Here is a 24,188-nt window from a genome sequence, read left to right on the forward strand (position 1 = left end):
CCGGTCCCATCCCGAACCCGGAAGCTAAGACCCACAGCGCCGATGGTACTGCACCCGGGAGGGTGTGGGAGAGTAGGTCACCGCCGGACATACATTAGGTCGAGAGCCTCCAACCACCAGGTTGGAGGCTCTCCCCCTTTAACCCCAAAAACGTATAGCGCCCCTCCCGCACTCCCGGCGTGCACACCACCGACCCTTGTAAAGTTGATGCCTATGGATAACCTCTTCAGCCACGCCGCGGCAGCCCCGGAACCCGAGCCGGCCGAAGGGCTGGAGCCGGTGGTATGCACCGTCGTTGTCCCCGGCCCCGTGGCTCGGGCTTTCATGGGTTTCACCGAGCACACGCACCTCTGGTGGCCGCTCGAGGGCCACAGCGTCTACGGCCTGGGCTCTTATGTTGAGTTCGAGGAAAGCCTCATTCTTGAGACCGCAGACGACGGCAGGACCGCCATCTGGGGGTCCATCGACGACTGGCAGCCACCCTTGTCCTTCCACGCCACCTGGCATCCCGGGACGCAGGCCCTGTGGTCCACGGAGCTGCGGGTGGCCTTCCTGGCCGTTGAGGGCGGCACCGAGCTCCGGTTGGTGCACAGCGGCTGGGAGGGCGCGCAGGACCCCGCCGCTACGCGAGCGGACTACCAGACGGGCTGGCCCGGCGTGCTGCAGCGGTTCGTCCGGTTTATGGGCGGCGCCGATGACTGACGGTGAGCTGCCGGTGACCCGGCCCGTGATCCGTCGGTTCGAAGCGGGGGAGTGGAAACAGTACCGCGCCCTACGGCTGGAAATGCTGGAGGATGCGCCCACGGCTTACGTGGAGAGCCTCGACTCGGCCCGGGAGCAAACGGACCGGCAATGGCAGGAGCGCGCCGCGCTGATGGCGGCTTCGGGTTGCGTATCCCTCGTGGCCGGAGATGCCGCGGAGCCGGCTGATAGCCCGCATTCCGCCTCGCCGCTCCCTGCCGGCGGGGTGCCTGCCGAGGTCAAAGTGCCTGCCGGTGAAGACCTTGCCGCTGCCAGGCTGCGGGCACTGATGCGCGTTGTGCCGAAGGTCCCGCAGGATCCTGACCGTCCGCGCCAGGCAGTGCTGCTCAGCGTCTACGTGGGCCCGGAGTTGCGGGGCTCCGGCCTGGCCGACGAGATGCTGCGGCGGGCCATCGCCGGTGCCCGGGATGAGCTCGGCGCCGTCGTGCTGGAACTTGGCGTGCACGAGGCAAACGGCCGTGCCCAGGCGTTCTACTCCCGGCACGGGTTCAAGGACACCGGACGGCGGGAACCCTACCCGCTTGATCCGGACCGCTCGGAGATCATCATGGAACTTCCCTTGGACGCGCCCTGCGCACTAGAAGCACCAGAAGCTACAGAAGCGCCGGCAGAGTACAGCTAGCGCAAGGGTGCGGCGTCGGCCGGCGGGACGGCCGTGCTGGAACGGATCACAAATTTCGTCGGATACTCGGTGTCCGCCGCCGCCGTGTCCGCGCCGCCGTCGAGCCCTGCGAGCAGACGGCGGACCGCCATCGCCCCTTGACCGCGAGGATCCTGGTCGATGGTGGTGAGGCCGAATAGTTCGCCCAGTTCGTGGCCGTCGATGCCGATGACGGACAGATCCTGGGGAACGCGCAGTCCGAAGTCGCGGGCGGCGAGGATGGTGCCGATCGCCATCTCATCCGAGGCCGCGAAGACCGCCGTGGGGCGTTCCGGGGAACTGCCGAGCAGCTGACGGGCGCTGGCGTACGCACCCTGGATGGTGAAGTCGGCGGAGACCAGCCATTCCGGACGGATCGTCAGCCCGGCGTCGCGCATGGCCTTGGTAAAGCCGCCCTGGCGCGTGCCCGGCAGCCGGAAGTCCTTCTCATACGCCGCGTCACCGGTCATATGCGCAATCCTGCTGTGGCCAAGCTGGATCAGGTGCCGGGCGGCCGCCTCGGCGATGCCCGAGTCGTTGATCCGGATCGTCGAGGCGCCCGGCAGGGGCCCGCCAATCCCCACGATGGGGCGGTGGATGGCGAGCAGCTGCTGGATCTCGGCCTCGCTGAGCTCCAGGGAGACCGCAATGACCGCGTCCACGCGCTTGCGCAGCAGGAAGTCGTTGAGCACGCTGTGCCGGCGCTCCTCGCCCTCGCTGACGTTGTACAGCGTGAGGTCGTAGCCGGCGTCGAGCAGGGTCGCGGATACGCCCTCCACCACCGAGGAGAAGAACCAGCGGTGCACGGACGGAACCACGACGCCGACGTTGTGGTTCCGCCCGGACGCCAGGCTGGAGGCGTGGTAGGACAGGACAAAGCCGAGTTCGGTTGCGGCGGCCTGGGCGCGCTCACGGCTCTGGGCCGAGACATTGCCCTTGCCGCTCAAGGCGCGCGAAACGGTGGCGATGGAGAGGCCGGCCCGTTCCGCGACGTCCTTGATGCCGGGCATTTTTAGCTCTCCGTGTCCTCGATGTAGATTTCCAGCCAAACAGTTTCACCTGAGCTTAACCGATGGGCGTCTTCACCCTGTTCCCCCGACACGGAGCTGCGCAGCAGCACCTGTCCGGCGGGCAGTTCGAGCGGTTCCTGCCCGACGTTCAGCAGCACCGCGGTGGTGCCGTTGAGGTAGGCCAGCGAGGTGTCCGTGCACCAGTTTTCAATCCAGTTGAGGGAGCCCTGGCCGAGGCTGAGCTCGCGCCGGAGCGCCAGCATCCGCCGGTACAGGGACAGGTGCGACGACGGCGACGCGGCCTGCGCGTCCCGGGCCAGCTCTGCGAAGCTCGCCGGCTGCGGCAGCCACGGATCCGCTCCGGCGCCGAAGCCCGCGTGGGGCTCGCCGGAACGCCATGGCAGCGGCACCCGGCAGCCGTCCCGGCCCAGACGCTCGCCGCCGGTCCGACCGAAGGTGGGGTCCTGGCGCTGGCTGTCCGGAATGTCGATGCCGTCGGGGAGGCCGAGTTCCTCGCCCTGGTAGAGGTACGCGCCGCCGGGCAGGCCCAGCATGAACATGGAGGCCGCCGCAGCCCGGGAGCGTCCGAGTTCCTCGTCCGGCTGCACGTCGGCGGGGCCGATGCCGTCCCCGTCGCGGGGCGCTGGTCCGTTGTAGCCGAAGCGGGTGGCGTGCCGAACGACGTCGTGGTTGGACAGCACCCAGGTGCTCGGCGCACCGACGGCGTCCAGGGCGGTCAATGACTCCGTGATGACGTGGCGCATCCGGTGCACGTCCAGGCCGGCGTGCAGGTAAGGGAAGTTGAAGGCCTGGTGCATTTCGTCCGGGCGGACCCAGTCGGCGAGCCGGGGGAGCGGGTCCACGTTCGCTTCCGCGCAGAGGATGCGGTCGGGGCCGTATTCGGCCAGGATCCGGCGCCAGGTCCGGTAGATGTCATGCAGCGCCGGCTGGCCGAACATCGGGGCTTCGTGCCCGGGGAAGCCGTGCGAGCTGTTGCCGTCGGCGCGGCCGCCCCATTCGGGCAGGCCCGGCGCCTTGACGAGTGCGTGGGCGACGTCGACCCGGAAGCCGGAGACGCCGCGGTCCAGCCAGAAGCGCAGGACGCGTTCGAATTCGGCGTGGACGGCGTCGTTGTCCCAATTGAAGTCGGGCTGGGAGGTGTCGAAAAGGTGCAGGTACCACTGGCCGGGGGTGCCGTCCGGTTCGATGATCCGGGTCCACGCCGGTCCGCCGAAGTGCGACTGCCAGTTGTTCGGGGGCTGCTCGCCGGAATCACCGCGGCCGTCCCGGAAGATGAACATGTCCCGCTCCGGGCTGCCAGCGGGGGCTGCCAGCGCCGCCTGGAAGGCGGAGTGCTGGTCCGAGCAGTGGTTGGGCACGAGATCCACGATCAGCCGCAGCCCGAGGCGCGTGGCCTCGGCCATCATGGCGTCGAAATCCGCCAGGGTGCCGAACAGGGGATCGACGTCGCAATAGTCGCTGACGTCGTAGCCGGCGTCGCGCTGCGGGGAGCGGTAGAACGGCGAGAGCCAGACCGCGTCGATCTCCAGCTCGGCGAGCTGCGGGAGTTCGGCGGTGATGCCGGCCAGATCGCCGACGCCGTCGCCGTTCAGGTCCCGGAACGAGCGCGGGTACACCTGGTAGATCACGGCGGAGCGCCACCAGCCGGGGGTGTCATCTGCAGCGTGCACCAGGGTCAGCGGGCCGGCCAGTGCGGCGGGGGCTGTGAGTACTGAATCAACGGACATGCCGGTAATCGTAAGTCCCCGACGTCCAAATTGAAAACGCTTCCAGTCAATAAATCTTTTGAGTCTGCTCGGGGAGCCTGGGGTGGATCCGCGGCATGGGCCCGTATGTTCCGCGCCACTAGGCCTTCTAGAGGTGTCTCGCAGTCTCCCAGCGTGGTCGCCGCCCCGCGACACGCCACGCTAGAATGACTTTCCAAAGCGTCCATCACCGTGTAGCTTGGAAGCGCTTGCAGCTGTGAGCCACATCACCGACGATGCCACCGGGCCCAGGAGACTTCCGAAGAGCCCTACGCGTGGATGCAGGATTTTATGAAAGGGACACCAATGAAGGTGCAGAACACCCTCACAACCGGAACCAGCCGCCGGGTATTCACGGCCGGTGCGATCTCCGTTGTTGCAGCGCTGGCGCTCAGCGCCTGCGGCGGCGCAGCAGCCTCCGGTCCGGCCACGGCCACGGCCTCCGCCTCCGCGAAGCCGGACCTCAAGTCCGGCGGCGCCGGCACGATCACCATGTGGGTCGACGCCGAGCGTTCACCCGCTCTGAAGGACATCACCGCGAAGTTCAAGGCTGACACCGGAATCGACGTGAAGCTCGTCGTCAAGGACTTCGCAGCTGTGCGCGACGACTTCATCACCCAGGTCCCGACGGGCAAGGGCCCGGACCTCATCGTCGGCCCGCACGACTGGGTAGGCAAGTTCGTCCAGAACGGCGTGATCGCACCCGTCGAGCTTGGCGACAAGAAGGACGCCTTCCAGGAGTCCTCGATCAAGGCCATGTCCTTCAACGGCTCGGTCTACGGTGTTCCCTACGCGATCGAAAACATCGCACTGCTGCGCAACACGGCCATCGTGCCCGACGCGGCCAAGACCATGGACGAGGTCATTGCCAACGGCAAGAAGGCAGTCGCAGACGGCAAGGCCAAGTTCCCGTTCCTCGTCGGCATGGACCCGAAGCAGGGCGACCCGTACCACCTGTACCCGCTGCAGGCCTCCATGGGCTCGCAGGTCTTCGGCAAGGCTGCCGACGGCGGCTACGACCCGAAGCAGCTCCTGATCGGCGACGCTGCCGGCGTCGAGTTCGCCAAGAAGCTCACCGCCTGGGGCGACAAGGGCGAAAAGATCATCAACTCCAACATCACCGGTGACATCGCCAAGGAGAAGTTCCTCGCCGGCGAGTCCCCGTACTACCTGACCGGCCCGTGGAACCTCCCGGACGTACAGAAGAAGGGCATCAAGTTCGCCGTTGACGAGCTGCCGACCGCCGGCGACCAGCCGGCCCAGCCGTTCATCGGCGTCAACGGCTTCTTCATCAGCGCCAAGAGCGCCAACGCCCTGGCCACCAATGAGTTCGTCACCAACTACCTGACCTCCGAGGCAGCCCAGGACTCCATGTACAAGGCCGGCGGCCGCCCGCCGGCACTGAAGGCCTCCTTCGACAAGGCAGCCAGCGACCCGGTTGTTGCCGCCTTCGGCAAGATCGGCGCCACCGGCGTCCCGATGCCGGCTATCCCGGAAATGAGTGCTGTCTGGGCTGACTGGGGAGCCACCGAGCTCGCCCTGATCAAGGGCCAGGGCGACCCGGCTGCTGACTGGGCCAAGATGGCAGCCAGCATCAAGAGCAAAATCAAGGGTTAGTCCCCGCGCCGGTTCCTGACGCTTCCACGCGCCGGGAACCGGCAGCACCGGGCCGGGCGGCCACCAGGCTGCCCGGCCCGTTCCTGCATCACCCCAGCTTCTCCCAAGGACTGTAGACAGCCATGTCAGAAACCGAACTCCGCGAGGACACCGAGCCCGCAGCGTCGTCCGCCCCGGACCCCGCCACCACAACCTCCGGCCGGCAGGCCAGAACCCTCCGCCAACGCCGGACCGGCCCCGAGGGGGTGAAGGGCACCATCGCCAAGATCGTGCTGCTGGGCCTTGTCGATGCCCTCGCTGTCTACGTCCTGATCATGCTCTTCCTGAGCCAGTCCTGGCTGGCCCTGGGAGTCTCCGCCGCCGTCGTAGTGGTGATCAACTGGATCTACCTGCGCAAGGGCGGCCTGCCCGCCAAGTACCTGGCCCCGGGCGTGCTCTTCCTGCTGGTTTTCCAGGTCTTCGTGGTCATGTTCAGCGGCTACATCGCCTTCACCAACTACGGCGACGGCCACAACAGCACCAAGGATGACGCGATCGCCGCCATCCAGCTCACCGCACAGAAGCGGGTACCCGACTCCCCGGCCTACAAGACAGCCGTGCTGGCCAAGGACAACTCCTTCTACCTGCTCTTCACGGACCCGCAGGGCAAGGTCTCGCTCGGCAGCACCGAGACGCCGCTCAAGGAGGTCTCCGGGGCCGTCAAGGACTCCACCGGCAAGGCCAAGACGCTGGACGGCTACCAAACCCTGAACTTCCAGGAAATCGTGGCCAACCAGCAAAGCATCCTGGACATCACCGTGCCGGTCTCCGCGAACCCGGCCGACGGCACGCTGCGCACCGCGGACGGCAGCAACGCCTACCAGTTCAAGCCGGCGCTGAAGTACGACGCGGCCGCTGACACCTTCACCGACACCACCACGGGTGCGGTCTACCGCGACAACGGCAAGGGCGCCTTCGCCGCGGACAACGGTGAGACACTGTCCACCGGCTGGAAGATCGACGTCGGGATGGAGAACTTCGCCCGCGCCTTCACCGACCCGAGCCTGCGCGGACCCCTGCTGGGCGTCATCCTTTGGACCTTCACCTTCGCCGTGGCCTCCGTCGCGCTGACCTTCGCCATGGGCCTGTTCCTGGCCATCACCTTCAACCGCGAAGACCTCAAGGGCAAGAAGGTGTACCGGATCCTGATGATCCTGCCGTACGCTTTCCCCGCGTTCCTCACCGGCCTGGTCTGGTCCGGCATCCTCAACCCGGAGTTCGGCTGGCTCAACCAGACCCTGCTTGGCGGGGCCTCGATCGGCTGGCTTACGGATCCGGTCCTGGCCAAGATCAGCGTCCTGGTGGTCAACCTCTGGCTCGGCTTCCCCTACATGTTCCTGGTCTGCACCGGCGCCCTGCAGTCGCTGCCTAACGAACTGGACGAGGCCGCCCGGATGGACGGCGCCGGCCCGTGGCGCGTGTTCCGCTCCATCAAGCTGCCGCTGCTGCTGGTCTCGATCGCCCCGCTGCTGATCTCCTCCTTCGCCTTCAATTTCAACAACTTCAACGTGATCTTCATGCTCACCGGCGGCGGACCCCGGTTCGCCGACACCGACCGGGACATCGGAGCCACCGACATCCTGATCACCCTCGTCTACAAGGTTGCCTTCGGGCAGGGCACCGGCCGTGACTACGGCCTGGCCAGCGCCCTCGCCATCATCATCTTCATCATCGTGGCCACCGTTTCGGCCATCAGTTTCAAGCAGACCAAGGCACTCGAGGACGTGAACTCATGAACGGGTCAGCACCGCGCACCGCGGCTCCGGCGCACCAGGCCGAGCAGGGCATCACCACCGGCACCACCGACGTCGAATACCTCAAGTCGCTGCAGCGCCGGCGCCCCTTCGGCGTCTGGTTCAAGGACAAGGGCTGGCGCCACCTGGTGGGCGTCATCGTGACGATCTTCGCCGTCTTCCCGCTGCTCTACGTGCTCTCGGCGGCACTGAACTCCACCGGCACCCTGGTGGGTTCCAACGCGCTGTTCAGCAAGATCGACTTCGGGAACTTCACCGCCCTGTTCGACATGCCCTCGCGGCCCTTTGCGCAGTGGTTCCTGAACACCATGGTGGTGGGCGGCGTGACCTCCGCGGCCACGGTGTTCCTCGGGGCGATGGCCGCGTATGCCTTCTCCCGGATGCGCTTCACGGGCCGCCGGGTGGGCCTGCTGAGCCTGCTCCTGCTGCAGATGTTCCCGCAGCTGCTGGCCGTCGTCGCCATCTTCCTGCTGCTCAGCGGCATCTCCGAGGTCATCCCCGCCCTGGGCCTGGGCAGCCAGCTGGGCCTGATCATGGTCTACCTGGGCGGCGCCCTGGGCGTGAACACCTACCTGATGTACGGCTTCTTCAACACCGTGCCGCAGTCCCTGGACGAGGCCGCCAAGATTGACGGTGCGAGCCACAGCCAGATCTTCTTCGGCATTATCATGCGCCTGGTCACGCCGATCCTGGCCGTCGTGGGGCTGCTGTCCTTCATCGGCATCTCCGGCGAATTCGTGATCGCGTCCGTGGTGCTCACGGACCCGGACAGCCAGACCCTCGCCGTCGGGCTCTACTCCTTCGTGGCGCAGCAGCGCTCCGAGAACTGGGGTGTCTTTGCCGCCGGCGCGGTCATCAGCGCCATCCCGGTGATGGCCCTGTTCCTGTTCCTGCAGCGCTACATCGTCAGCGGGCTCACGCAGGGCTCGGTGAAGGGCTAGGCATGTCCGGCGCTGGCATGGCCGGGCTGCTGCCGCACCACGACGGGTCCGGCCTGCACGCACCGCAAACGGTGGAGGCCGGAGCCGCGGCCCGGCTCCGGATCCGCATCCCGGACGCGTGGGGCCGGGCCAGCCGGGTCTGGCTCCGCTCCGTGCACGACGGCGAACCCCGGTACACGGGCTGCGTGAACATCGGCGAGGCCGACGGCTGGGTGTGGTGGGAAGCTGACATGGCGGTCACCAACCCGGTGGCCCGCTACCGGTTCCTGATCGAGGCCGACGCGCGGTACTGGACCCTCAACGCGCAGGGCCTGTTCAGCAGGGACGTCTCCGACTACGCGGACTTCCGGCTGACTACGTTCCCGGCCGGCCCGCCGTGGCTGCGCCAAGGCACCATGTACCAGGTCTTCCCGGACCGTTTCGCGCGCTCGGCCCGGGCAGCGGCGCAGCCGGTCCCGGACTGGGCCGTGCCCAGCGACTGGGACGGCACCGAAGTGCAAGGCTCGTCCGCCGAGACACCCTTCCAGTTCTACGGCGGCGACCTGCACGGTGTCACGGAACACCTGGACCACATCCAGGGGCTCGGGGCGGACATCATTTACCTGACGCCGTTCTTTCCCGCGCGGTCCAACCACCGCTATGACGCCTCGACCTTTTCCATGGTGGACCCGCTGCTGGGCGGCGACGCGGCCCTGGTCGAACTCGTGGAAGCGGCCCACGCCCGCGGCCTGAAAGTGATGGGGGACCTCACCGCCAACCACTCCGGCGACGCGCACGAATGGTTCCAGCGCGCCCTGGCGGCACCGGACTCCGAGGAAGCCGACTACTACTACTTCAACGAGGACCACAGCTCCTACGAGGCTTGGTACGGCGTGCCGTCGCTGCCCAAGCTGAACTGGTCCTCGGCCGGCCTGCGGGACAAGTTCGTCTTGGACGACAAATCCCCGGTAGCCCGCTGGCTCCGCCCGCCGTTCAGCCTGGACGGCTGGCGGATCGACGTCGGCAACATGACCGGACGGCTCGGGGCGACCGACCTCAATCAGGAAGTGGCCCGGCTGATCGCGGAGCGGGTCCGCGGGATCAACCCGGACGCGGCGCTGCTGGCGGAGGCGACCAACGACGCCGCTCCGGATTTCAGCGGCGAACATTGGCACGGCGCCATGACGTACTCCAATTTCACCCGCCCGCTGTGGGCCTGGCTCTCCGGCGACGCCGGGCACGTCAACTTCTTCGGCACACCGCTGCCCGGGCCCAACCGGATCGGGGCTGAAGATTTCCTCGCCACGCACCAGGACCTGGCCGCCGCCTTCAGCTGGGACGTCCGGCAGCAGAACATGAATGCCCTGAATAGCCACGACACCGCCCGGGCCGCCACGGTCATGATCGACGGCGGCCAGCAGCTGGGCGCTGTGCTGATGTTCACCCTGCCCGGCGTGCCGGTGGTGTTTGCCGGGGACGAGTTCGGGCTCAAGGGCGACAACGGGGAGTTTTCCCGCACGCCCATGCCCTGGACCGACCCCGCGCGGATCCTGGCCGACCTCCGTGGCACGTATGCCGCGCTTACCGCGCTGCGCCGGGAACAGCCCGCCCTCACCGGCGGCGGACTCCGCTGGCTGCACGCGCAGGGGGACGCGCTGGCCTTTGTGCGGGAAACCGCGGACAGCACGGTGCTGGTGGTCGTGGCCAGGACCGCCGCAGACGTCGAACTCGCCACTGGCCTGCTCTCCGCCGGGCAGCTCGCCGCGCTTGCGCAACCGCATGTCTTTGCTGCCGGCGACATCGTGGCGGAGCCGGGGGCCGCAGGCGCGCTCTTCCGCAGTGGCGGCCCAGCGGCCGCCCTCTGGGTGCTGCCGGGCGTGGTGCTGCCGGCACCCTAGACTGAAGGGCGAGACTGACGGCCGGATTCGACGGAGAACTGGAGAGCGCATGCGCGGCATTGTTGAGGAGTTGACGTCCGCCCTGGGCGGGGCGAAGGTCACCGTGGATGAGGCGGCCCTGGCGGCGTACGCCGTGGACCAGGCGCCTGTACTGGACTACCAGCTCCCGCAGGCCGTGGTCCTGGCCGAATCGGTGGCGGACGTCCAGGCCGCCGTCCGTGCCTGTGCCGCCCACCGGATTCCACTGGTGCCCCGCGGCGCGGGCACCGGGGTCTCCGGGGGCGCCCACGCCAGCGAAGGCTGCGTGGTCCTCAGCCTGGAACGGATGAACCGCATCCTGGACCTCAACCCGGACGACGAGACCGCCGTCGTCGAACCCGGCGTCATCAACGCCGCACTGAACGACGCCGCTGCGATGCACGGCCTGATGTACGCGCCGGACCCGGCCAGCTACCGGATCTCCACCATTGGTGGGAACGTCGCCACGAACGCCGGCGGCCTGCGCTGCGCGAAGTACGGGGTAACGCGGGACTCCGTGCTGGCGCTCGACGTCGTGCTGGCGGACGGCACGCTGATCCATACCGGGCACCAGACCTTCAAAGGTGTGGCCGGCTACGACCTCACGGGCTTGTTCGTGGGCTCCGAGGGCACCCTCGGGATCGTCGTCGGGATCACGGTGCGGCTGAAGTACCTGCCCCGGGAAGTCCACACCATCGCCGCGTTCTATCCCGACTTCCGCAGCGCCGCGGCGGGCGTCCTCGCGGTGGGCAAGGCGCGCGTGCAGCCGGCCATCATGGAACTGCTCGACGGCGGCTCGCTCGCCCAGCTCGACGACGCCCACGGCTCGGACCTGGCCTCGCGGGGCGCCTCGCTGCTGCTGATCCAGACCGACGGTTTCGGCGCCGCCGCGGAGGCCGCCGCGATCCGGCCGCTGCTGGCCGCAGGCGGAGCGGTGGTGACCATGGAAGCCAGTGCCGAGGCCGAACAGCTGGTGGAACTCCGCCGCAACAGCCGCGGCGTCGAGGTCGACGACGAATACCGGGTGGGCGAGGACGTCGCCGTGCCGCGGTCCCGGCTGGTGGACTACGTTGCGGAGCTGGAGGCGATGGCCGTGCGGCACCAGGTCGAGCTCAAGGTGGTGGCCCACGCCGGTGACGGCAACCTGCACCCCACCTTCTGGGTGGACCGGGCCGGCGATGCGGTGGACGCCGCGGCCATGGAACGGCTGGGAGCGGCCCTGGACAACTCGGTCACCGTGGCCCTCGCGATGGGCGGCACCATCACGGGGGAGCACGGCGTCGGCCAGTACAAGCTGCGCTGGCTGGGCCTGGAGCAGAAGGAACCGGTGCGCGAACTGCAGCGCCGGATCAAGGAGCTCTTCGACCCGGCCGGGATCCTTAACCCCGGCAAGGCGATTTAGCCCGGCTGTGCCGGAACCGGTTCCACCCAACTAGCTCGCAATAGTTGTCGTTGTGAACTCTCAAAGCGACAACTAATGCGAGCTAGTTGGGCCGGGAAGCGGGTGTTCAGTCGTCGGAGTCCGGGTATTCGTCGATCGCCTCGTCGTCGCCGTACCGGGACTCCTCGGTTTCGACTTCCAGGATCTTGAGCAGTTCGGTGTCCGGGTTCAGCATGATCGCGGCCTCGTCCCGGCGGTGCCGGAGCTCGGAATCGATGTAGGACTGCACAGCCTCGGCCAGCGGAATGTGCCGGTTCTCCTTCTCGGACATGTACCAGCGGTGTTCCAGGATCTCGTGCACGGCCTCCGCCGGTTCGAGCTTCCCGGAGAGGTCGCGCGGGATCGACCGGACGATCGGCTCGAAGATCTGGCTTACCCACAGGTGCGCGCTGTATTCCTCGTCCATGCCGGGGTTGTTATCCGCCCGGAAGGAGTCCATGTCGTTCAGCAGCCGCCGGGCCTGGTTTTCCTGCGCATCGAGGCCGGTCAGGCGCAGCAGCCGGCGCTGATGGTGCCCCGCGTCCACCACCTTGGGCTGAAGCTGGATCGTGGAGCCGTTCTGCGTGGTCTTGATGGCGTATTCCTCGACGTCGAAGCCCAGTTCGTTGAGCCGGCGGATGCGTGCGGCCACCCGCCAGCGCTCACCGATTTCGAAGGATTCCTTTTCCGTCAGCTCGGTCCAGAGCCGCCGGTAGCTCTCCATGATGAGCTCGCTGGTGGCGACCGGATCGACCTTTTCCTCGATCAGGCCACCGTCGAGCAGGTCCATCAGTTCTCCGGCGATGTTGACCCGGGCGATTTCCAGGTCGTACTCGCGCTGTCCGGTGGACAGGTCCGGGTACAGCTCGCCGGTTTCGGCGTCCACGAGGTAGGCCGCGAAGGCGCCGGCGTCGCGGCGGAAGAGCGTGTTGGAGAGCGAGACGTCGCCCCAGTAGAAGCCGATCAGGTGCAGCCGGACCAGCAGCAGGGCCTGGGCGTCGATCAGGCGGGTCAGGGTGTCTTTGCGCAGCATCTGCGAGAACAGCGCGCGGTACGGCATGGAGAACTTCAGGTGCCGGGTGACCAGCACGGGATTCAGCGGCCGGCCCTCCGGGGTGGTGCGGCCGGTGATGACAGCGACCGGCTCCACGCAGGGGACATCCAGCCGGGCGAGCTTGCGGAGCATGTGGTACTCGTGCCGGGCGATGTGCTCCGAGGTTTCCTTGATGGCGATCACCGAGCCGCCCAGGTGGGCAAACCGCACGATGTGCCGGGAGATGCCGCGGGGGAGGGCGGCGAGGTATTCCGCCGGCCAGTCCTCCAGGGCGATGTGCCAGGGCAGGTCCAGCAGTTCGGGCTCCGTGGCCGCGGCGGTGATGCTCAGCGAACTGGAGACGGCCTTGTCGTTGGCGCTGGCGGCCTCGTACCGGGGCAGCTTGCCGATCTGGCCGTAGTCAGTGGGTTCGTCGTGCCACTGGGCACCGTTGTCCTCGGTCATGCGGTTTTCCTCGGTCATAACGCAATTCTCCCGTACGAGGGCGGGCCTCGCCTAAAATCTGCCGGTTAACGGCCGACGGCGGCCCTCCCGGAGGAGGACCGCCGTCGGATGCTGACGTGGGCCCACGCCGGCAGGGATCCCTAACCGAAGCGATGCGAGGTTAGGGGGCCGGTGGGTGGGCCCACGCCGGCAGGGATCCCTAACCGAAGCGAAGCGAGGTTAGGGGGCCGGTGGGGACTATTCGCCCAGGCGCAGGCCGGTCTTGGTGTCGAACAGGTGCACGTGGCCCGACTGCGGGCGGACCCAGACGGTCTCGCCCTTCATCGGGGGACGGCGGCCGTCGACGCGGGCCACGATGTCGTGGTCCTTGCCGTCCAGCGTGGTGTGGCCGTAGACGTAGGCGTCGGCGCCGAGTTCTTCGACGACGTCGACCTCGACCTGGAGGCCCTCGCCCTGCGGCGCAGTCTCGAGGTCTTCCGGACGGGTGCCCAGCGTGACGGTGGAGCCGGAAGCGTCCTCAAGGACATCGCGCGGGACCGGGTAAACGGTGCCCCCGAACTGCACGCCGCCGTCGACAACGGGGAGTTCGAGCAGGTTCATGGCGGGGGAGCCGATGAAGCCGGCGACAAAGACGTTCTTCGGCTTGTCGTAGAGGTTGCGCGGGGTGTCCACCTGCATCAGCAGGCCGTCCTTGAGCACAGCGACGCGGTCGCCCATGGTCATGGCCTCGACCTGGTCGTGGGTGACGTAGACGGTGGTGACGCCGAGGCGGCGGGTCAGCGACGCGATCTGCGTGCGGGTCTGCACGCGGAGCTTGGCATCCAGGTTGGACAGCGGCTCGTCCATCAGGAACACCTGCGGGTTACGCACGATTGCGCGGCCCATGGCGACACGCTGGCGCTGGCCGCCGGAGAGGGCCTTCGGCTTGCGGTCCAGGTACGGCTCGAGGTCCAGGAGCTTGGCGGCTTCACGGACACGCTCGGCGCGTTCTTCCTTGCTGACGCCGGCAATCTTAAGCGCGAAGCCCATGTTGTCCGCGACCGTCATGTGCGGGTACAGGGCGTAGTTCTGGAAGACCATGGCGATGTCGCGGTCCTTCGGCGGGACGTCCGTGACGTCGCGGTCACCGATCAGGATCCGGCCGGAGTTCACGTCCTCAAGGCCTGCGAGCATGCGCAGCGAGGTGGACTTTCCGCAGCCGGAGGGTCCAACGAGGACCAGGAACTCGCCATCGGCGATTTCAATGTTGAGCTTGTCAACAGCGGGCTTCTCTGTGCCCGGGTACAGACGCGTAGCGTTATCAAAAGTAACTGTAGCCACAGTTATCAATCCCTTCACCGGCAGGTACGTGCCGGACGATCCGTAGTGAATGGTTCTTCATATTCAGTTGTGGCATCCGGAGGTGGATGCGCATGCTCCCCGGCCAAGGCCGAGGAGCATCCAATGACGCCGCACGGTAGTTGTGCGCCACATCACATACAGAGTATGTCAGATTTTTGGCTTTTGGGCTAAAAAGTTACGGATGTCACAGGTGAGGTTGCGCACTCAGGCTCTCCGGGCGGTCTGTATGCTGTGCCCATGACGGCCTTGCAGATCTATGTCAGCTTCCCCGGCACGGCGCGGGAGGCGCTTGGCTTCTACGCGGACGTTTTCGGCGGGGGCTTGTCCCTGTTTACGTATCAGGAGTTCAACCGCACCGACGGCCCGCCGGATGCCATCGCGCACGGGCAGCTTAACGGCCCTGTAGCCCTGGCGGGATCGGATGTGGCGGCGGGCCAGCAGGGTGTCCGGTGCGAAGGCCTGATGCTCTCACTCCTGGGGACCGCCGCGCCGGCCGTCCTGCACGAGTGGTTCGACAAGCTCTCGGCCGGCGGCCGGGTGGTGGACCCCCTGGGCCCGAAGCCGTGGGGCGCCTCAGACGGCCAGGTCGTCGACCGCCACGGACTTCACTGGCTGATTGGTTACGAACCGGAGTCCGCATCCAGCTAATGGGCGTTGAGGCCTTGATCGTCAGCTAATGTGAGTCAGTTGGGTTCGGTTCCGACTCTTTTCGCGGGCGGGCTTTGCGCGTGGGGTCCACCGTGCCATCGGTCCCGTAGTTGCCCTCGGAATACCGTCCGACTTCCGAGTCCGCGGTGCGCGCCGGCGCAGATCCGGCCCCGCCGTAGTCCGCCCTGACGTAGCGTCCCGATTCCCGGGCCTTGTCGCCTAGCGGTTCGGGCAGTCCACCTTCGGATCCCGCCGCGCCGTAGTTGCCTTCAATGTACTGGCCTTCCTCGTCGTCCGCGTGCCGGCCGGACTGTGCGCCGGACTTGCCGAAGTCGCCTTCGACGTACCGGCCCCGGAGGTCTTTTTCCTCGGGGTTCGTGCCGGAACCGGCTGCATCCGAGGTGTTTTCCTTGCCGCTGTTCTTGGTCATGATCGTTCCTTCCCGAAACGAAATCTGCGTCTTGTGCGGCGCAATTTAAGTCTAGCGAGGGCAGGCGGTCATCAACAGGATGTGCCGGGAGCGCCGTGGTGAAGGCGTCCAGGAGCGGAGCGGCGACTGCCTAGGCGCCGACGGCCTTTCGCCGTTCCCGCAGCAGCGCTTCCAGAAACTCGGAGACATGCACAGGCGCCTCCACCCGGAACTCAGCCTGGGTGAAGTCCAATCCGACCTTGACGCCCAGGTCCCCGCGGATGAGGCTGCCCAGGGCGTCCTCGTCCGTGGTGTCGTCGCCGGCGAAGACGACTGCGGTGGCCCCGGTGGCCTGGCGGAGGAATGAGATCCCCTCGCCTTTGGAGGCGTGCACGACGGCGGTTTCCAGCACACGGTTTCCGGTCTTGAGGAAGACGCCCGCGCGGTCCTGCAGGGCGGCCTTGGCGGCCGCCACGGCATCCTCGGCGACGTCGTCGGCGGCCAGGCGGGTATGCAGCACGACGCCGGCGGGCTTGTCTTCGAGCAGGGTGCCGGGCGCGACGTCCACGATCTCGGCCAGGATCCGCCGCACGTCCGCGAGCAGTTCCCGCTGCGCGTCGTCGAGCTGGAGTGCGGTGGAACCGGGGCCCATCCAGACTTCCGCGCCGTGGCTGCCGATCAGCAGGGTGTTCTCCGGCGGCGAGGCGACCGCCCGCAGGCTGTCCAGGGCCCGGCCGGAGATGAGCGCCGTCGTCGTCCGCGGCAACTCCGCGAGGGCGGCGAAGGCGGCGGCCGAGCGGGGCAGTGCCCGGGCGTCCCCCGCATGGTCCACCAGCGGGGCCATGGTGCCGTCGAAGTCCATGGCTACCAACAGCTGTTCCGTGCCGGCGACGCGGTGCACGGCCGCCAGCAGTTCGGGGGAGAGGGAGAGGCTGGTCCGGGCTGGGTTGGGCTCAGGAGTCATCGCGGACCACCTTTTCCTTGAGCGCGCTGAGGAAGTCCGCGGACCAGAGGTCGACGTCGTGGGTGAGGATCTGCTTGCGCATCGCGCGCATCCGGCGAGCGGCCTCGGCGGGCTGCATGTTGACCGCCTTCATGATGGTGTCCTTGAGGCCGTCGATGTCGTGCGGGTTCATCAGGAGCGCCTGTTTGAGCTGGTCCGCGGCGCCGGCGAATTCGCTGAGCACCAGGGCGCCGTCGTTGTTGGTCCGGGCCGTGACGTATTCCTTGGCGACCAGGTTCATGCCGTCTCGCAGGGCGGTGACGAGCATGACGTCGGCGGCCAGGTACAGGGCCACCATTTCCTCGATCGGGTAGCTGTGGTGCAGGTACCGGACGGCGGTGTTCTGCATCGTGTCGTAGGTGCCGTTGATGTGGCCGACGGTGCCTTCCACTTCTTCGCGCAGCAGTCGGTACTGTTCGACGCGTTCGCGGCTGGGGCTGGCAACCTGGATCAGGGAGGCGTCCTCCACCGTGACCTTTCCGTCCTGCAGGAGTTCCTCGTAGGCCTTGAGCCGGTGCCGGATGCCCTTGGTGTAGTCCAGCCGGTCGACGCCCAGCAGGATGGTCTTGGGGTTGCCGAGGTCGCGGCGGATCTGCTTGGCGCGCTCGATGATCTCCGGCTTCCGCGCCAGTTCACTGATCTGCTTCACGTCGATGGAGATCGGGAAGGCCTGCGCGCGGGCAATGTGCGTGGTTTCGCCGTCGGCGCCCTTGACGTGGACCTGCTGCTGTTTGACGCTGGCCCCGAGGAAGCGGCGGGCGGAGCGCATGAAGTTCCCGGCGTCGCTGCTGCGCTGGAAGCCCACCAGGTCCGCGCCCAGGAGCCCGTCGATGATTGCGCGGCGCCACGGCAGCTGCGCGAAAATCTCCGGCGGCGGGAACGGGATGTGGTTGAAGAAGCCGATCTTGAGGTCCGGGCGCGCCTCGCGGAGCATCTTGGGGACCAGCTGCAGCTGGTAGTCCTGCACCCAGACAGTGGCGCCCTTGGCGGCATGGCGGACGACGGCGTCGGCGAACCGTTTGTTGACCTTGCGGTACGAGTCCCACCAGGCGCGGTGGAACTCGGGAGGGGCGATCACGTCGTGGTAGAGCGGCCAGAGCGTGGCGTTGGAGAAGCCCTCATAGAAGAGCTCGATGTCCCGCGTGCTGAGCTGGACCGGGATGAGGTCGATGCCGCCGTGGCTGAACGGCTCGAGGTGCTCGTCGGGGGCGCCGTGCCAGCCCACCCAGGCGCCGTCGGTCTTGGTCATCATCGGCGCCAGCGCGGTCACCAGGCCGCCGGGGGAACGGCGCCAGCCGTCCTCGCAGCCGGGCTCATCCGGGGAGCACCGGTCGACCGGCATGCGGTTGGACACCACCATGAAATCGAAGGTGGCGCCTGGCTCCGACGCGTTGGCGTGCATTTCGGTGGCGGGCTCGGTGTGTTGCCCCCCGTCGGCTGTCTGTGCAGTCTCCTGCTCGGCGCGCTGCTCAACGCTCTCGGTTGCTTGCATTGGTGCCCCCTGGGGTCGCTTGTGGCTCTCATCCACCCTAGCCGGGCGGAATCTTCTGTGCTATTCGTCCGTTGGGCACACGGAAGGAAACTTGAAAGCGCAAGCTCCTCAGGTTTCTCCCCTAAAATGATGAAGTTGCCACCCAGTGGACCATCCCAGGCCGATCGACACGAGGAACCAATGAGCGCCGCAAACGAACCCCGTCAGTCCAAAGCGGAGCGCACCGCCGCGGCCCGCGAGAAAGCCCGTGAGATCCGCGAGGCGCAGCTGAAGAAGGAAAAGCGCAACAAGCTGCTCATCGGCTGGGGCATCGTGGCCGCCGTCGTCGCCATCATCGTGATTGTGGCCCTGGTGGTCACCTCGAACATCAAGAACAACGCCCCGGTAGCCGACTCCGGCCCGACGCCGGCCAACGGCAACGTCCACGGCGGCGTCACCCTGCTGGCCAACACCGCAGTGGCGAAGACCGAACCGGCCACCGTCAATGTCGCGGATCTGCCCTCGCCCGCCGCGACGCCTCCCGCCGACATCAAGGCACCCGGCGCCGAGGCCGAGGCCGGCAAACCGGTCAAGGTGGTCCTCTACATCGACTTCATCTGCCCGGTTTGCAAGAACTTCGAGGCGCAGTACAACCCCACCCTCACCAAGCTGCGCAACGAGGGCAAGATTACGGTCGAGTACCGTCCGCTGGGCTTCCTGGACAGCCGCTCCAGCACCAATTACTCCTCGCGGGCCGCCAATGCCGCGGCCTGTGTCGTGAACGAATCCCCGGAAAAGTACTCGGACTTCGTTGACGCCCTGTTCGCCAAGCAGCCGGCCGAGGGCACTGCGGGCCTCTCCGACGCGGAGCTCAAGACGATGGCGACCGACGTCGGGGCCAAGAGCATCGACAAGTGCGTGGATGACAAGACGTACCGCCCGTACGTGAAGTACACCACCCAGGAGGCGGCGGCCATCGGTGTCACGGGTACGCCGACGGTCTTCGTCGAGGGCAAGCAGTGGGGCAAGGGCGCCAGCGCACAGACCCCGTTCGAGCAGTTCCTGCAGGCCGCGGTGGACGCCAAGAAGTAACCGCCGCACGAAACAGCAGCCCGGCCCCGGATCCGTCCGGGGCCGGGCTGTCTCGTTTCCGGCATTTTTCTCCGGCGGGGGTCCGTGGGCTACCCTTATCTAGCAGTCAGCGTCGGGCCGGATTTTCGGTCAGGCGACGACGGCGGATTGCCTCCTTAGCTCAGTTGGCCAGAGCACCGCTCTTGTAAAGCGGGGGTCGTCGGTTCGAATCCGACAGGGGGCCCCACGAACCCCTCCATTCCCCGCGATTTTGCCCGGGACGGAGGGGTTTTTTGTGCGCTTGGAGCCTGCCTGCGCCGCCGTTTCGACGGTTCCCTGCCCACTCGATGCTTCTCAACGTCGAGTGCGCAGGGAACCGTCGAAACGGGTCCCTGGGGAAGGCCGGGTTGACTTGCCAGGGCTGCTGACCGAGCAGGCAAGCCTCAGGGAGGGGGTGCCCCGGAGCCGCCGCCACTGCTTCGCCGCCGGAGCAGCCGGACTGCCCACGCGACAAGCAACGTCACGCCCTGCACCACAACGGCTGCAGCCACCAGGAGTAGCAGGAAGACCGTGATGTTCCAGCCCTCGACTCTCATGGAGCGGTGATCCTGATCCCGGCAACCGCCCCGGTCCAGGAGCCGTCCGGGTGGACGCGGGTGAGCTGGGCGCCGACGGGCCCTTCCGCCAGCTGAACTACCTGCGTCTGGGTCCGTGAGCAGTCAACCTCGAATACCGTATGCTCGGTTCCGCTGTCCGTGTCCTGGGAGAGGTAGATCTGGGCATGCGGAATGCCGACGCAGGCCATGGTGACAGTATGCTGACCGGCCGCCGGGACGGCCGCAGCCTTGCTGAATCCCACTCCCGGACCGTCGGCGGGGCCCGAGTCGGCCAGGATCACAGGCCCGAAAGCCTTCGCCAAGCGCCGCTCCAGTTCCGCGTAGTTGCGCGCCTCCACCGCCAGGACATCGGGATCCTTCGTCGCAGTGCTGGGCGCCGCCCCGTGGCTTTGGCTAGCCGTGCGTTGCGGATCGCCCGGATCCTCGTAAGTGCAGCCGCCCAGGCCCGCGGCCAGCAGCAGGCTGATGGTGAATGCCGCAATGGAGCGGACTGCCTTCGTTCCCCCAAAACCAGACATGCGCCGAGTCTACGGCCCCATTCCGCCACTTCGACGGTTCCCTGCGGATTCGACGCCTTGAAACGTCGAATTGGCACGGAACCGTCGAACCGGCCACTCACCCGCTCCTCACCCGCCCCTCACCCCTCCGGACGGGTGGCCTCTTCCAGGATTTCCAGCAGGTGCCGGTAGGAGTGGCCGGTGGCCTTGGACATGCCCAGTTCGCAGGTGCGGTTCGTTGAGGCGTAGGCGTCGAACTCGCGTTCGTTGATTTCCCGGGCCTGCTTGTCCGTGGCGGAGTCGGTCAGTTCCGGGTGCAGCAGGCCGCGGTCGCCGGCGAAGGCGCAGCAGCCCCAGTTCAGCGGCACAAACACGTCCCCGGTCACGGCCCGGGCGATGTCCATCAGCGCACCGTTGGTCCCCAGCTGGGTGGAAGAACAGGTCGGATGCAGGGCCATGGATCCCACCGGCGCGGTGACGGTCAGTTGCCCGAGCACGTGCTGGTGCACGAACTCCACCGAGTCCACGAACCGCAGCCCGGCGTACCGTTCCCCGCCCTCGGCCGCGAGCCGCTTCATGGTCTCCAGGCCCTCGGTGCAGGAGGCGGCGTCGCACACCACCGGCAGCCGGCCCTGGCCGCTGGCCTCGTAAAGGCCGTCCAGGACCTTCGCGGACATCGCCGCGTAGCCCTGCGCGAAGCCCTTGGATTTCCACGGGGTGCCGCAGCACAGGCTGCCGATGTCGTCCGGAACGGTCAGCCCCACGCCGGCGCGCTCGCAGAGCTCGAGGAACGCCTGGGCCGAGCCCTTGGCGGGGCCGCCCGCACCGCCCTCAGCGCCACCGGGCGTGTCCGCGGGGCCGAACATGGTGCCGATGCAGGCGGGGAAAAACACGGCGACGCTGTCCGGGTCGCGCCGCGGCCGGCGCCTGGAGCCGCCGCCGGGCAGCACTGCGTCGTAGGCGGGAACGGTCTCCGCGCCCAGCAACGCACGGCCGACGGCGGTCGCTGCCTTGGCCAGCGGCGCGGGCATCGCCTTCGCCACGGTCAGGGCCACGCCGCCGCCGGACGTGACCGCGCCCCAGTGGTCCGCCGCGGCGCTCCAGCCGGCTTCCGCGACGGCGTTCGCGTTTTCCTTCCGCAGCCGCCGCACCAGGTCCCCGGTATTGATCAGCACCGGGCAGGCGGTGACGCACATGCCGTCGGCCGCGCAGGTCTGCACGCCGTCGTACTCGTAGTCCTTGCGCAGCCGGGCGGCCAAGGCGTCGTCGCCGCGCAGTTCCGCGGCGGCCATCTCGCGCCGCAGCACGATGCGCTGGCGGGGCGTGAGAGTGATGTCCTTGCTCGGGCAGACCGGTTCGCAGTAGCCGCACTCGACGCAGCGGTCCACCTCTTCCTCCACCGTCGGCGCCACCTTGAGGTTCTGAACGTAGGAAAGCGGCTCCTCCGCGAGCAGCACGCCGGGGTTGAGGAGATTGGCGGGGTCGATCAGCCCTTTGATCTCCTGCATGACTTCATAGAGCTCGTCGCCGTACTGGCGGCGGACGAACGGGGCCATGATGCGCCCGGTGCCGTGCTCGGCCTTGAGCGAGCCGCCAGCGCCGAGGACCAGGTCCACCATGTCGTCGGTAAAGGCCTGGTAGCGCAGCAGCTGGGCGGGGTCGTCGAAGCGCTCGTTGAGCATGAAGTGGACGTTGCCGTCCTTCGCGTGGCCAAAGATCACCGAGTCCTCGTAGCGGTGTTCGGCGAAGAGCCGGGTCAGTTCGCCGCAGGTATCCGCCAGGGCTGGAACCGGAACCACGATGTCTTCCAGCAGCGCGTTGGTTCCGGAGGGGCGGGCGCCGGCCACCGTCGTGTAGAGGCCCTTGCGCACGTGCCAGAGTGCCGCGCGGTCTTTCGGGTCCGTGGTCAGCGCGAACGGCGAGGCCAGGTCCAGGGACGCGAAGAGCGGCTGCGAGTTGTGACGCTTGCCGGTCAGTTCCGCGGCGTCGGCGCCCTGGTGTTCCACCAGCAGCGCGGTGTGTCCCTCGACCGGGAGCGAACGGATGGCCGCGGGCGCGTCGGCAGCGAGCTGCGCGACCTTCAACGCGGCGGCGTCCATCAGTTCGATGGTCGCCAGGCCGGATGCCACCAGCTCGGGCAGGGCGGCCGTGGCTGCGGCGAGCGTGTTGAAGACCAGCAGCCCGGTGGCGACGGCGGGCTTGACCTCGACGGTGCGGAAGACCGCTTCCGCCACGAAGCCGAGGGTGCCTTCGCTGCCGATCATCAGGTGCATCAGGATGTCGACGGCGCGTTCGTAGTCCAGGAACGAGTTCACCCCGTAGCCCATCGTGTTCTTCATCGAGAACAGCGAGGTGATGGTGCGCACCGACTCCGCGTTTCCGGCCACCCGGCGGCGCAGCCGCAGCAGGCCCTCGTGGAGTTCCGGCTCCAGTTCGCGCAGGCGCGCGTCCGCGTCGGCGTCGGCGGTATCGATGACCGTGCCCGAGGGCAGCACCAGGACCATGGATTCCAGGGTGCGGTAGGTGTTGAACTCCATGCCGCAGGCCATCCCGGAAGAATTGTTGGCGATCACGCCGCCCACGGTGCAGGCGATTTCGCTCGCCGGGTCGGGGCCGAGTTTGCGGCCGAACGCGGCCAGGCGGGCGTTGACGCTGCGGATAGTGGCGCCGGGCTGGACGCGGACGCGGGCGCCGCCGTCGAGGACCTCGATGCCGCGGAAATGCTGGCGGGTGTTGATCAGCAGGCTGTCGCTGAGCGCCTGGCCGGAGAGGCTCGTGCCGCCGGAACGGAAAGTGGCGGGCAGGTTGAGCTCGCGGCTGCGGCGCAGCAGCTGCCCGACGTCGTCGGCGTTGCGCGGGGTGGCGACGCCCTGGGGGATCAGCAGGTAGTGGGACGCGTCGTGCGCCATGGCCCGGCGGTCCAGGTCCCGTGTGCTGACCGTGTCGAGGTTCAGCTGGTCGATCAGGGGTGCGGCGGCGGCCGTGGCGGTCATGGGGTGCTCCAAGGTGTTACGGGGTGGGAGGGGATTGCGGCGGGGTGGCTTCCTGCGCCCGAAGGTAGAACCACTCGATGTGTTCGCGCAGCAGGCGGCCCGCAAGCTCGCCGTCGCGCGCCCGGACGGCATCGAAGATGCCGTGGTGCTGGCTCCGTAGCTCGCAGAGGACATCCGGCCAGGACTCCATCGCGTCCATGGCGCCCTTGACGTAGCCGACGATGGAGCCGCTGAGGGACTCCATCATGGTGGCGACGACGGCGTTCCCGGCGAGCGAGCTCAGCGCGACATGGAACCGGGCATCCAGTTCGTGGAAGGTCGCCCGGTCAATCCCTGGATTGTCCATGGCGTCCAGCAGCGCGGCAGCCTGCTCCAGCTCTTCCTCCGTGCCGCCGCGGGCAGCCCCGGCCTGGGCCGACCAGGTCTCGAGCAGGATGCGGGTCTGCACGATGTCCTCGACGGGCAGCCGATTGCTGGCCACATGCAGGCGCAGGGCGGAGGACAGGCCCGCGGACGGGTCCGAGATAACGATGGCCCCGGAGGTTGGCCCGGAGCCGACGGAGCTGCGCAGCACGCCCATGGCGTCCAGGATCCGGATGGCTTCGCGGACCGAGGCCCGGGAGATCCCGTAGCTTTCCGCCAGGGTCCGCTCGCCCGGAAGGCGGTCGCCGAGCTTGATCTTGCCGGAGCGCAGATCGGCCTCGATGTCCTGCAGGAGCGCGTCATAGGTACGACGGCGGGGGGCTGCTCCTGCTTCGGCGGCTGTCACGGGCTTTTCCTTCCGGGCGGGAGTGCG

19 protein-coding genes, 1 tRNA gene and 1 rRNA gene are annotated in these 24,188 nt (G+C 67.8%); 11 read left to right on the forward strand and 10 right to left on the reverse strand.

Annotated features, from left to right (window positions below):
* The 3 genes from rrf to AB4Y91_RS09190 form a co-directional block, all read left to right on the forward strand.
* A 5S ribosomal RNA gene (gene rrf, locus AB4Y91_RS09180) occupies positions 1–89 on the forward strand; the annotation flags it as partial.
* 124 nt (positions 90–213) lie between these two features.
* Positions 214–702, forward strand: a complete 489-nt coding sequence (locus AB4Y91_RS09185; RefSeq protein WP_441418183.1) for an SRPBCC domain-containing protein — start codon at positions 214–216, stop codon at positions 700–702.
* Positions 695–1,384 carry a GNAT family N-acetyltransferase gene (locus AB4Y91_RS09190; RefSeq protein WP_441418184.1) on the forward strand — a complete coding sequence of 230 codons (690 nt, stop codon included), beginning with the start codon at positions 695–697 and terminating at the stop codon, positions 1,382–1,384. Before AB4Y91_RS09185 ends, AB4Y91_RS09190 begins: the two co-directional genes overlap by 8 nt.
* On the opposite strand, the gene AB4Y91_RS09195 is transcribed toward AB4Y91_RS09190, so the two are convergent.
* Complete coding sequence (locus tag AB4Y91_RS09195; RefSeq protein ID WP_441418185.1) at positions 1,381–2,412, reverse strand: LacI family DNA-binding transcriptional regulator; 1,032 nt, start codon at positions 2,410–2,412, stop codon at positions 1,381–1,383. The genes AB4Y91_RS09190 and AB4Y91_RS09195 overlap by 4 nt on opposite strands.
* 2 nt (positions 2,413–2,414) lie before the next feature.
* On the reverse strand, positions 2,415–4,160 hold the full coding sequence (locus AB4Y91_RS09200) for a glycoside hydrolase family 13 protein (RefSeq protein WP_441418186.1): 1,746 nt from the start codon (positions 4,158–4,160) through the stop codon (positions 2,415–2,417).
* 324 nt (positions 4,161–4,484) lie between these two features.
* Between AB4Y91_RS09200 and AB4Y91_RS09205 the strand changes: the two genes are divergently transcribed.
* The 5 genes from AB4Y91_RS09205 (at position 4,485) to AB4Y91_RS09225 (ending at position 11,826) form a co-directional block, all read left to right on the forward strand.
* The gene (locus AB4Y91_RS09205; RefSeq protein ID WP_441418187.1) at positions 4,485–5,795 is read left to right on the forward strand and encodes a sugar ABC transporter substrate-binding protein; all 1,311 of its coding nucleotides are present in this window, start codon (positions 4,485–4,487) and stop codon (positions 5,793–5,795) included.
* Positions 5,796–5,917: 122 nt separating this feature from the next.
* A complete protein-coding gene (locus AB4Y91_RS09210; RefSeq protein WP_441418188.1) occupies positions 5,918–7,570 on the forward strand; it encodes an ABC transporter permease subunit in 1,653 nt (550 codons plus the stop codon).
* On the forward strand, positions 7,567–8,529 hold the full coding sequence (locus tag AB4Y91_RS09215; protein WP_441418189.1) for a sugar ABC transporter permease: 963 nt from the start codon (positions 7,567–7,569) through the stop codon (positions 8,527–8,529). Before AB4Y91_RS09210 ends, AB4Y91_RS09215 begins: the two co-directional genes overlap by 4 nt.
* A gap of 2 nt (positions 8,530–8,531) precedes the next feature.
* Positions 8,532–10,406 carry a glycoside hydrolase family 13 protein gene (locus AB4Y91_RS09220; protein WP_441418190.1) on the forward strand — a complete coding sequence of 625 codons (1,875 nt, stop codon included), beginning with the start codon at positions 8,532–8,534 and terminating at the stop codon, positions 10,404–10,406.
* Positions 10,407–10,455: 49 nt separating this feature from the next.
* Positions 10,456–11,826 (forward strand): FAD-binding oxidoreductase, encoded by a 1,371-nt coding sequence (locus AB4Y91_RS09225; RefSeq protein WP_441418191.1) that lies wholly within the window; start codon positions 10,456–10,458, stop codon positions 11,824–11,826.
* A gap of 106 nt (positions 11,827–11,932) precedes the next feature.
* Here the strand turns inward: AB4Y91_RS09225 and AB4Y91_RS09230 are convergent, their stop codons facing one another.
* Together AB4Y91_RS09230 and AB4Y91_RS09235 are read right to left on the reverse strand one after the other, a co-directional pair.
* Entirely contained in the window at positions 11,933–13,342 is a 1,410-nt protein-coding gene (locus AB4Y91_RS09230) for a DUF4032 domain-containing protein (RefSeq protein ID WP_441418391.1), read from the reverse strand.
* 237 nt (positions 13,343–13,579) lie between these two features.
* Positions 13,580–14,662 (reverse strand): ABC transporter ATP-binding protein, encoded by a 1,083-nt coding sequence (locus AB4Y91_RS09235; RefSeq protein ID WP_441418192.1) that lies wholly within the window; start codon positions 14,660–14,662, stop codon positions 13,580–13,582.
* A gap of 258 nt (positions 14,663–14,920) precedes the next feature.
* Between AB4Y91_RS09235 and AB4Y91_RS09240 the strand changes: the two genes are divergently transcribed.
* Positions 14,921–15,331 (forward strand): VOC family protein, encoded by a 411-nt coding sequence (locus AB4Y91_RS09240; RefSeq protein ID WP_441418193.1) that lies wholly within the window; start codon positions 14,921–14,923, stop codon positions 15,329–15,331.
* 25 nt (positions 15,332–15,356) lie between these two features.
* Here AB4Y91_RS09240 and AB4Y91_RS09245 read toward each other — a convergent pair whose 3' ends face one another.
* The 3 genes from AB4Y91_RS09245 to AB4Y91_RS09255 form a co-directional block, all read right to left on the reverse strand.
* Positions 15,357–15,761 carry a hypothetical protein gene (locus tag AB4Y91_RS09245; protein WP_441418194.1) on the reverse strand — a complete coding sequence of 135 codons (405 nt, stop codon included), beginning with the start codon at positions 15,759–15,761 and terminating at the stop codon, positions 15,357–15,359.
* Between the two features lie 130 nt (positions 15,762–15,891).
* Positions 15,892–16,704, reverse strand: coding sequence for a trehalose-phosphatase (otsB, locus tag AB4Y91_RS09250; RefSeq protein ID WP_441418195.1), 813 nt, complete (start codon positions 16,702–16,704; stop codon positions 15,892–15,894).
* The gene (locus AB4Y91_RS09255) at positions 16,694–18,145 is read right to left on the reverse strand and encodes an alpha,alpha-trehalose-phosphate synthase (UDP-forming) (RefSeq protein WP_441418392.1); all 1,452 of its coding nucleotides are present in this window, start codon (positions 18,143–18,145) and stop codon (positions 16,694–16,696) included. Before AB4Y91_RS09255 ends, otsB begins: the two co-directional genes overlap by 11 nt.
* Positions 18,146–18,415: 270 nt before the next feature.
* Between AB4Y91_RS09255 and AB4Y91_RS09260 the strand changes: the two genes are divergently transcribed.
* Both AB4Y91_RS09260 and AB4Y91_RS09265 read left to right on the forward strand, forming a co-directional pair.
* Positions 18,416–19,306, forward strand: coding sequence for a DsbA family protein (locus AB4Y91_RS09260; protein ID WP_441418196.1), 891 nt, complete (start codon positions 18,416–18,418; stop codon positions 19,304–19,306).
* A gap of 149 nt (positions 19,307–19,455) precedes the next feature.
* Positions 19,456–19,532: transfer RNA gene (locus AB4Y91_RS09265), tRNA-Thr, on the forward strand.
* A gap of 345 nt (positions 19,533–19,877) precedes the next feature.
* Here AB4Y91_RS09265 and AB4Y91_RS09270 read toward each other — a convergent pair.
* The 3 genes from AB4Y91_RS09270 to AB4Y91_RS09280 form a co-directional block, all read right to left on the reverse strand.
* Complete coding sequence (locus AB4Y91_RS09270) at positions 19,878–20,420, reverse strand: hypothetical protein (protein ID WP_441418197.1); 543 nt, start codon at positions 20,418–20,420, stop codon at positions 19,878–19,880.
* A gap of 119 nt (positions 20,421–20,539) precedes the next feature.
* Positions 20,540–23,392, reverse strand: coding sequence for an FAD-binding and (Fe-S)-binding domain-containing protein (locus tag AB4Y91_RS09275; protein WP_441418198.1), 2,853 nt, complete (start codon positions 23,390–23,392; stop codon positions 20,540–20,542).
* Positions 23,393–23,408: 16 nt separating this feature from the next.
* On the reverse strand, positions 23,409–24,161 hold the full coding sequence (locus AB4Y91_RS09280; protein WP_441418199.1) for a FadR/GntR family transcriptional regulator: 753 nt from the start codon (positions 24,159–24,161) through the stop codon (positions 23,409–23,411).
* Positions 24,162–24,188: the final 27 nt, after the last annotated feature.

Origin of the sequence: Arthrobacter sp. YAF16, assembly GCF_052113385.1 — a bacterium.
In the GTDB taxonomy this organism is placed as follows: domain Bacteria; phylum Actinomycetota; class Actinomycetes; order Actinomycetales; family Micrococcaceae; genus Arthrobacter.

Excerpts from the sequence above, each read along its gene's own strand:
- AB4Y91_RS09215 (WP_441418189.1), top strand. The coding sequence starts at position 7,567 with ATGAACGGGTCAGCACCGCGCACCGCGGCTCCGGCGCACCAGGCCGAG.
- AB4Y91_RS09230 (WP_441418391.1), bottom strand. The coding sequence starts at position 13,342 with ATGACCGAGGACAACGGTGCCCAGTGGCACGACGAACCCACTGACTAC.
- AB4Y91_RS09200 (WP_441418186.1), bottom strand. The coding sequence starts at position 4,160 with ATGTCCGTTGATTCAGTACTCACAGCCCCCGCCGCACTGGCCGGCCCG.
- AB4Y91_RS09245 (WP_441418194.1), bottom strand. The coding sequence starts at position 15,761 with ATGACCAAGAACAGCGGCAAGGAAAACACCTCGGATGCAGCCGGTTCC.
- AB4Y91_RS09255 (WP_441418392.1), bottom strand. The coding sequence starts at position 18,145 with ATGCACGCCAACGCGTCGGAGCCAGGCGCCACCTTCGATTTCATGGTG.
- AB4Y91_RS09195 (WP_441418185.1), bottom strand. The coding sequence starts at position 2,412 with ATGCCCGGCATCAAGGACGTCGCGGAACGGGCCGGCCTCTCCATCGCC.
- AB4Y91_RS09225 (WP_441418191.1), top strand. The coding sequence starts at position 10,456 with ATGCGCGGCATTGTTGAGGAGTTGACGTCCGCCCTGGGCGGGGCGAAG.
- AB4Y91_RS09220 (WP_441418190.1), top strand. The coding sequence starts at position 8,532 with ATGTCCGGCGCTGGCATGGCCGGGCTGCTGCCGCACCACGACGGGTCC.
- AB4Y91_RS09205 (WP_441418187.1), top strand. The coding sequence starts at position 4,485 with ATGAAGGTGCAGAACACCCTCACAACCGGAACCAGCCGCCGGGTATTC.
- otsB (WP_441418195.1), bottom strand. The coding sequence starts at position 16,704 with ATGACTCCTGAGCCCAACCCAGCCCGGACCAGCCTCTCCCTCTCCCCC.
- AB4Y91_RS09210 (WP_441418188.1), top strand. The coding sequence starts at position 5,918 with ATGTCAGAAACCGAACTCCGCGAGGACACCGAGCCCGCAGCGTCGTCC.
- AB4Y91_RS09260 (WP_441418196.1), top strand. The coding sequence starts at position 18,416 with ATGAGCGCCGCAAACGAACCCCGTCAGTCCAAAGCGGAGCGCACCGCC.
- AB4Y91_RS09270 (WP_441418197.1), bottom strand. The coding sequence starts at position 20,420 with ATGTCTGGTTTTGGGGGAACGAAGGCAGTCCGCTCCATTGCGGCATTC.
- AB4Y91_RS09185 (WP_441418183.1), top strand. The coding sequence starts at position 214 with ATGGATAACCTCTTCAGCCACGCCGCGGCAGCCCCGGAACCCGAGCCG.
- AB4Y91_RS09240 (WP_441418193.1), top strand. The coding sequence starts at position 14,921 with ATGACGGCCTTGCAGATCTATGTCAGCTTCCCCGGCACGGCGCGGGAG.
- AB4Y91_RS09190 (WP_441418184.1), top strand. The coding sequence starts at position 695 with ATGACTGACGGTGAGCTGCCGGTGACCCGGCCCGTGATCCGTCGGTTC.
- AB4Y91_RS09275 (WP_441418198.1), bottom strand. The coding sequence starts at position 23,392 with ATGACCGCCACGGCCGCCGCCGCACCCCTGATCGACCAGCTGAACCTC.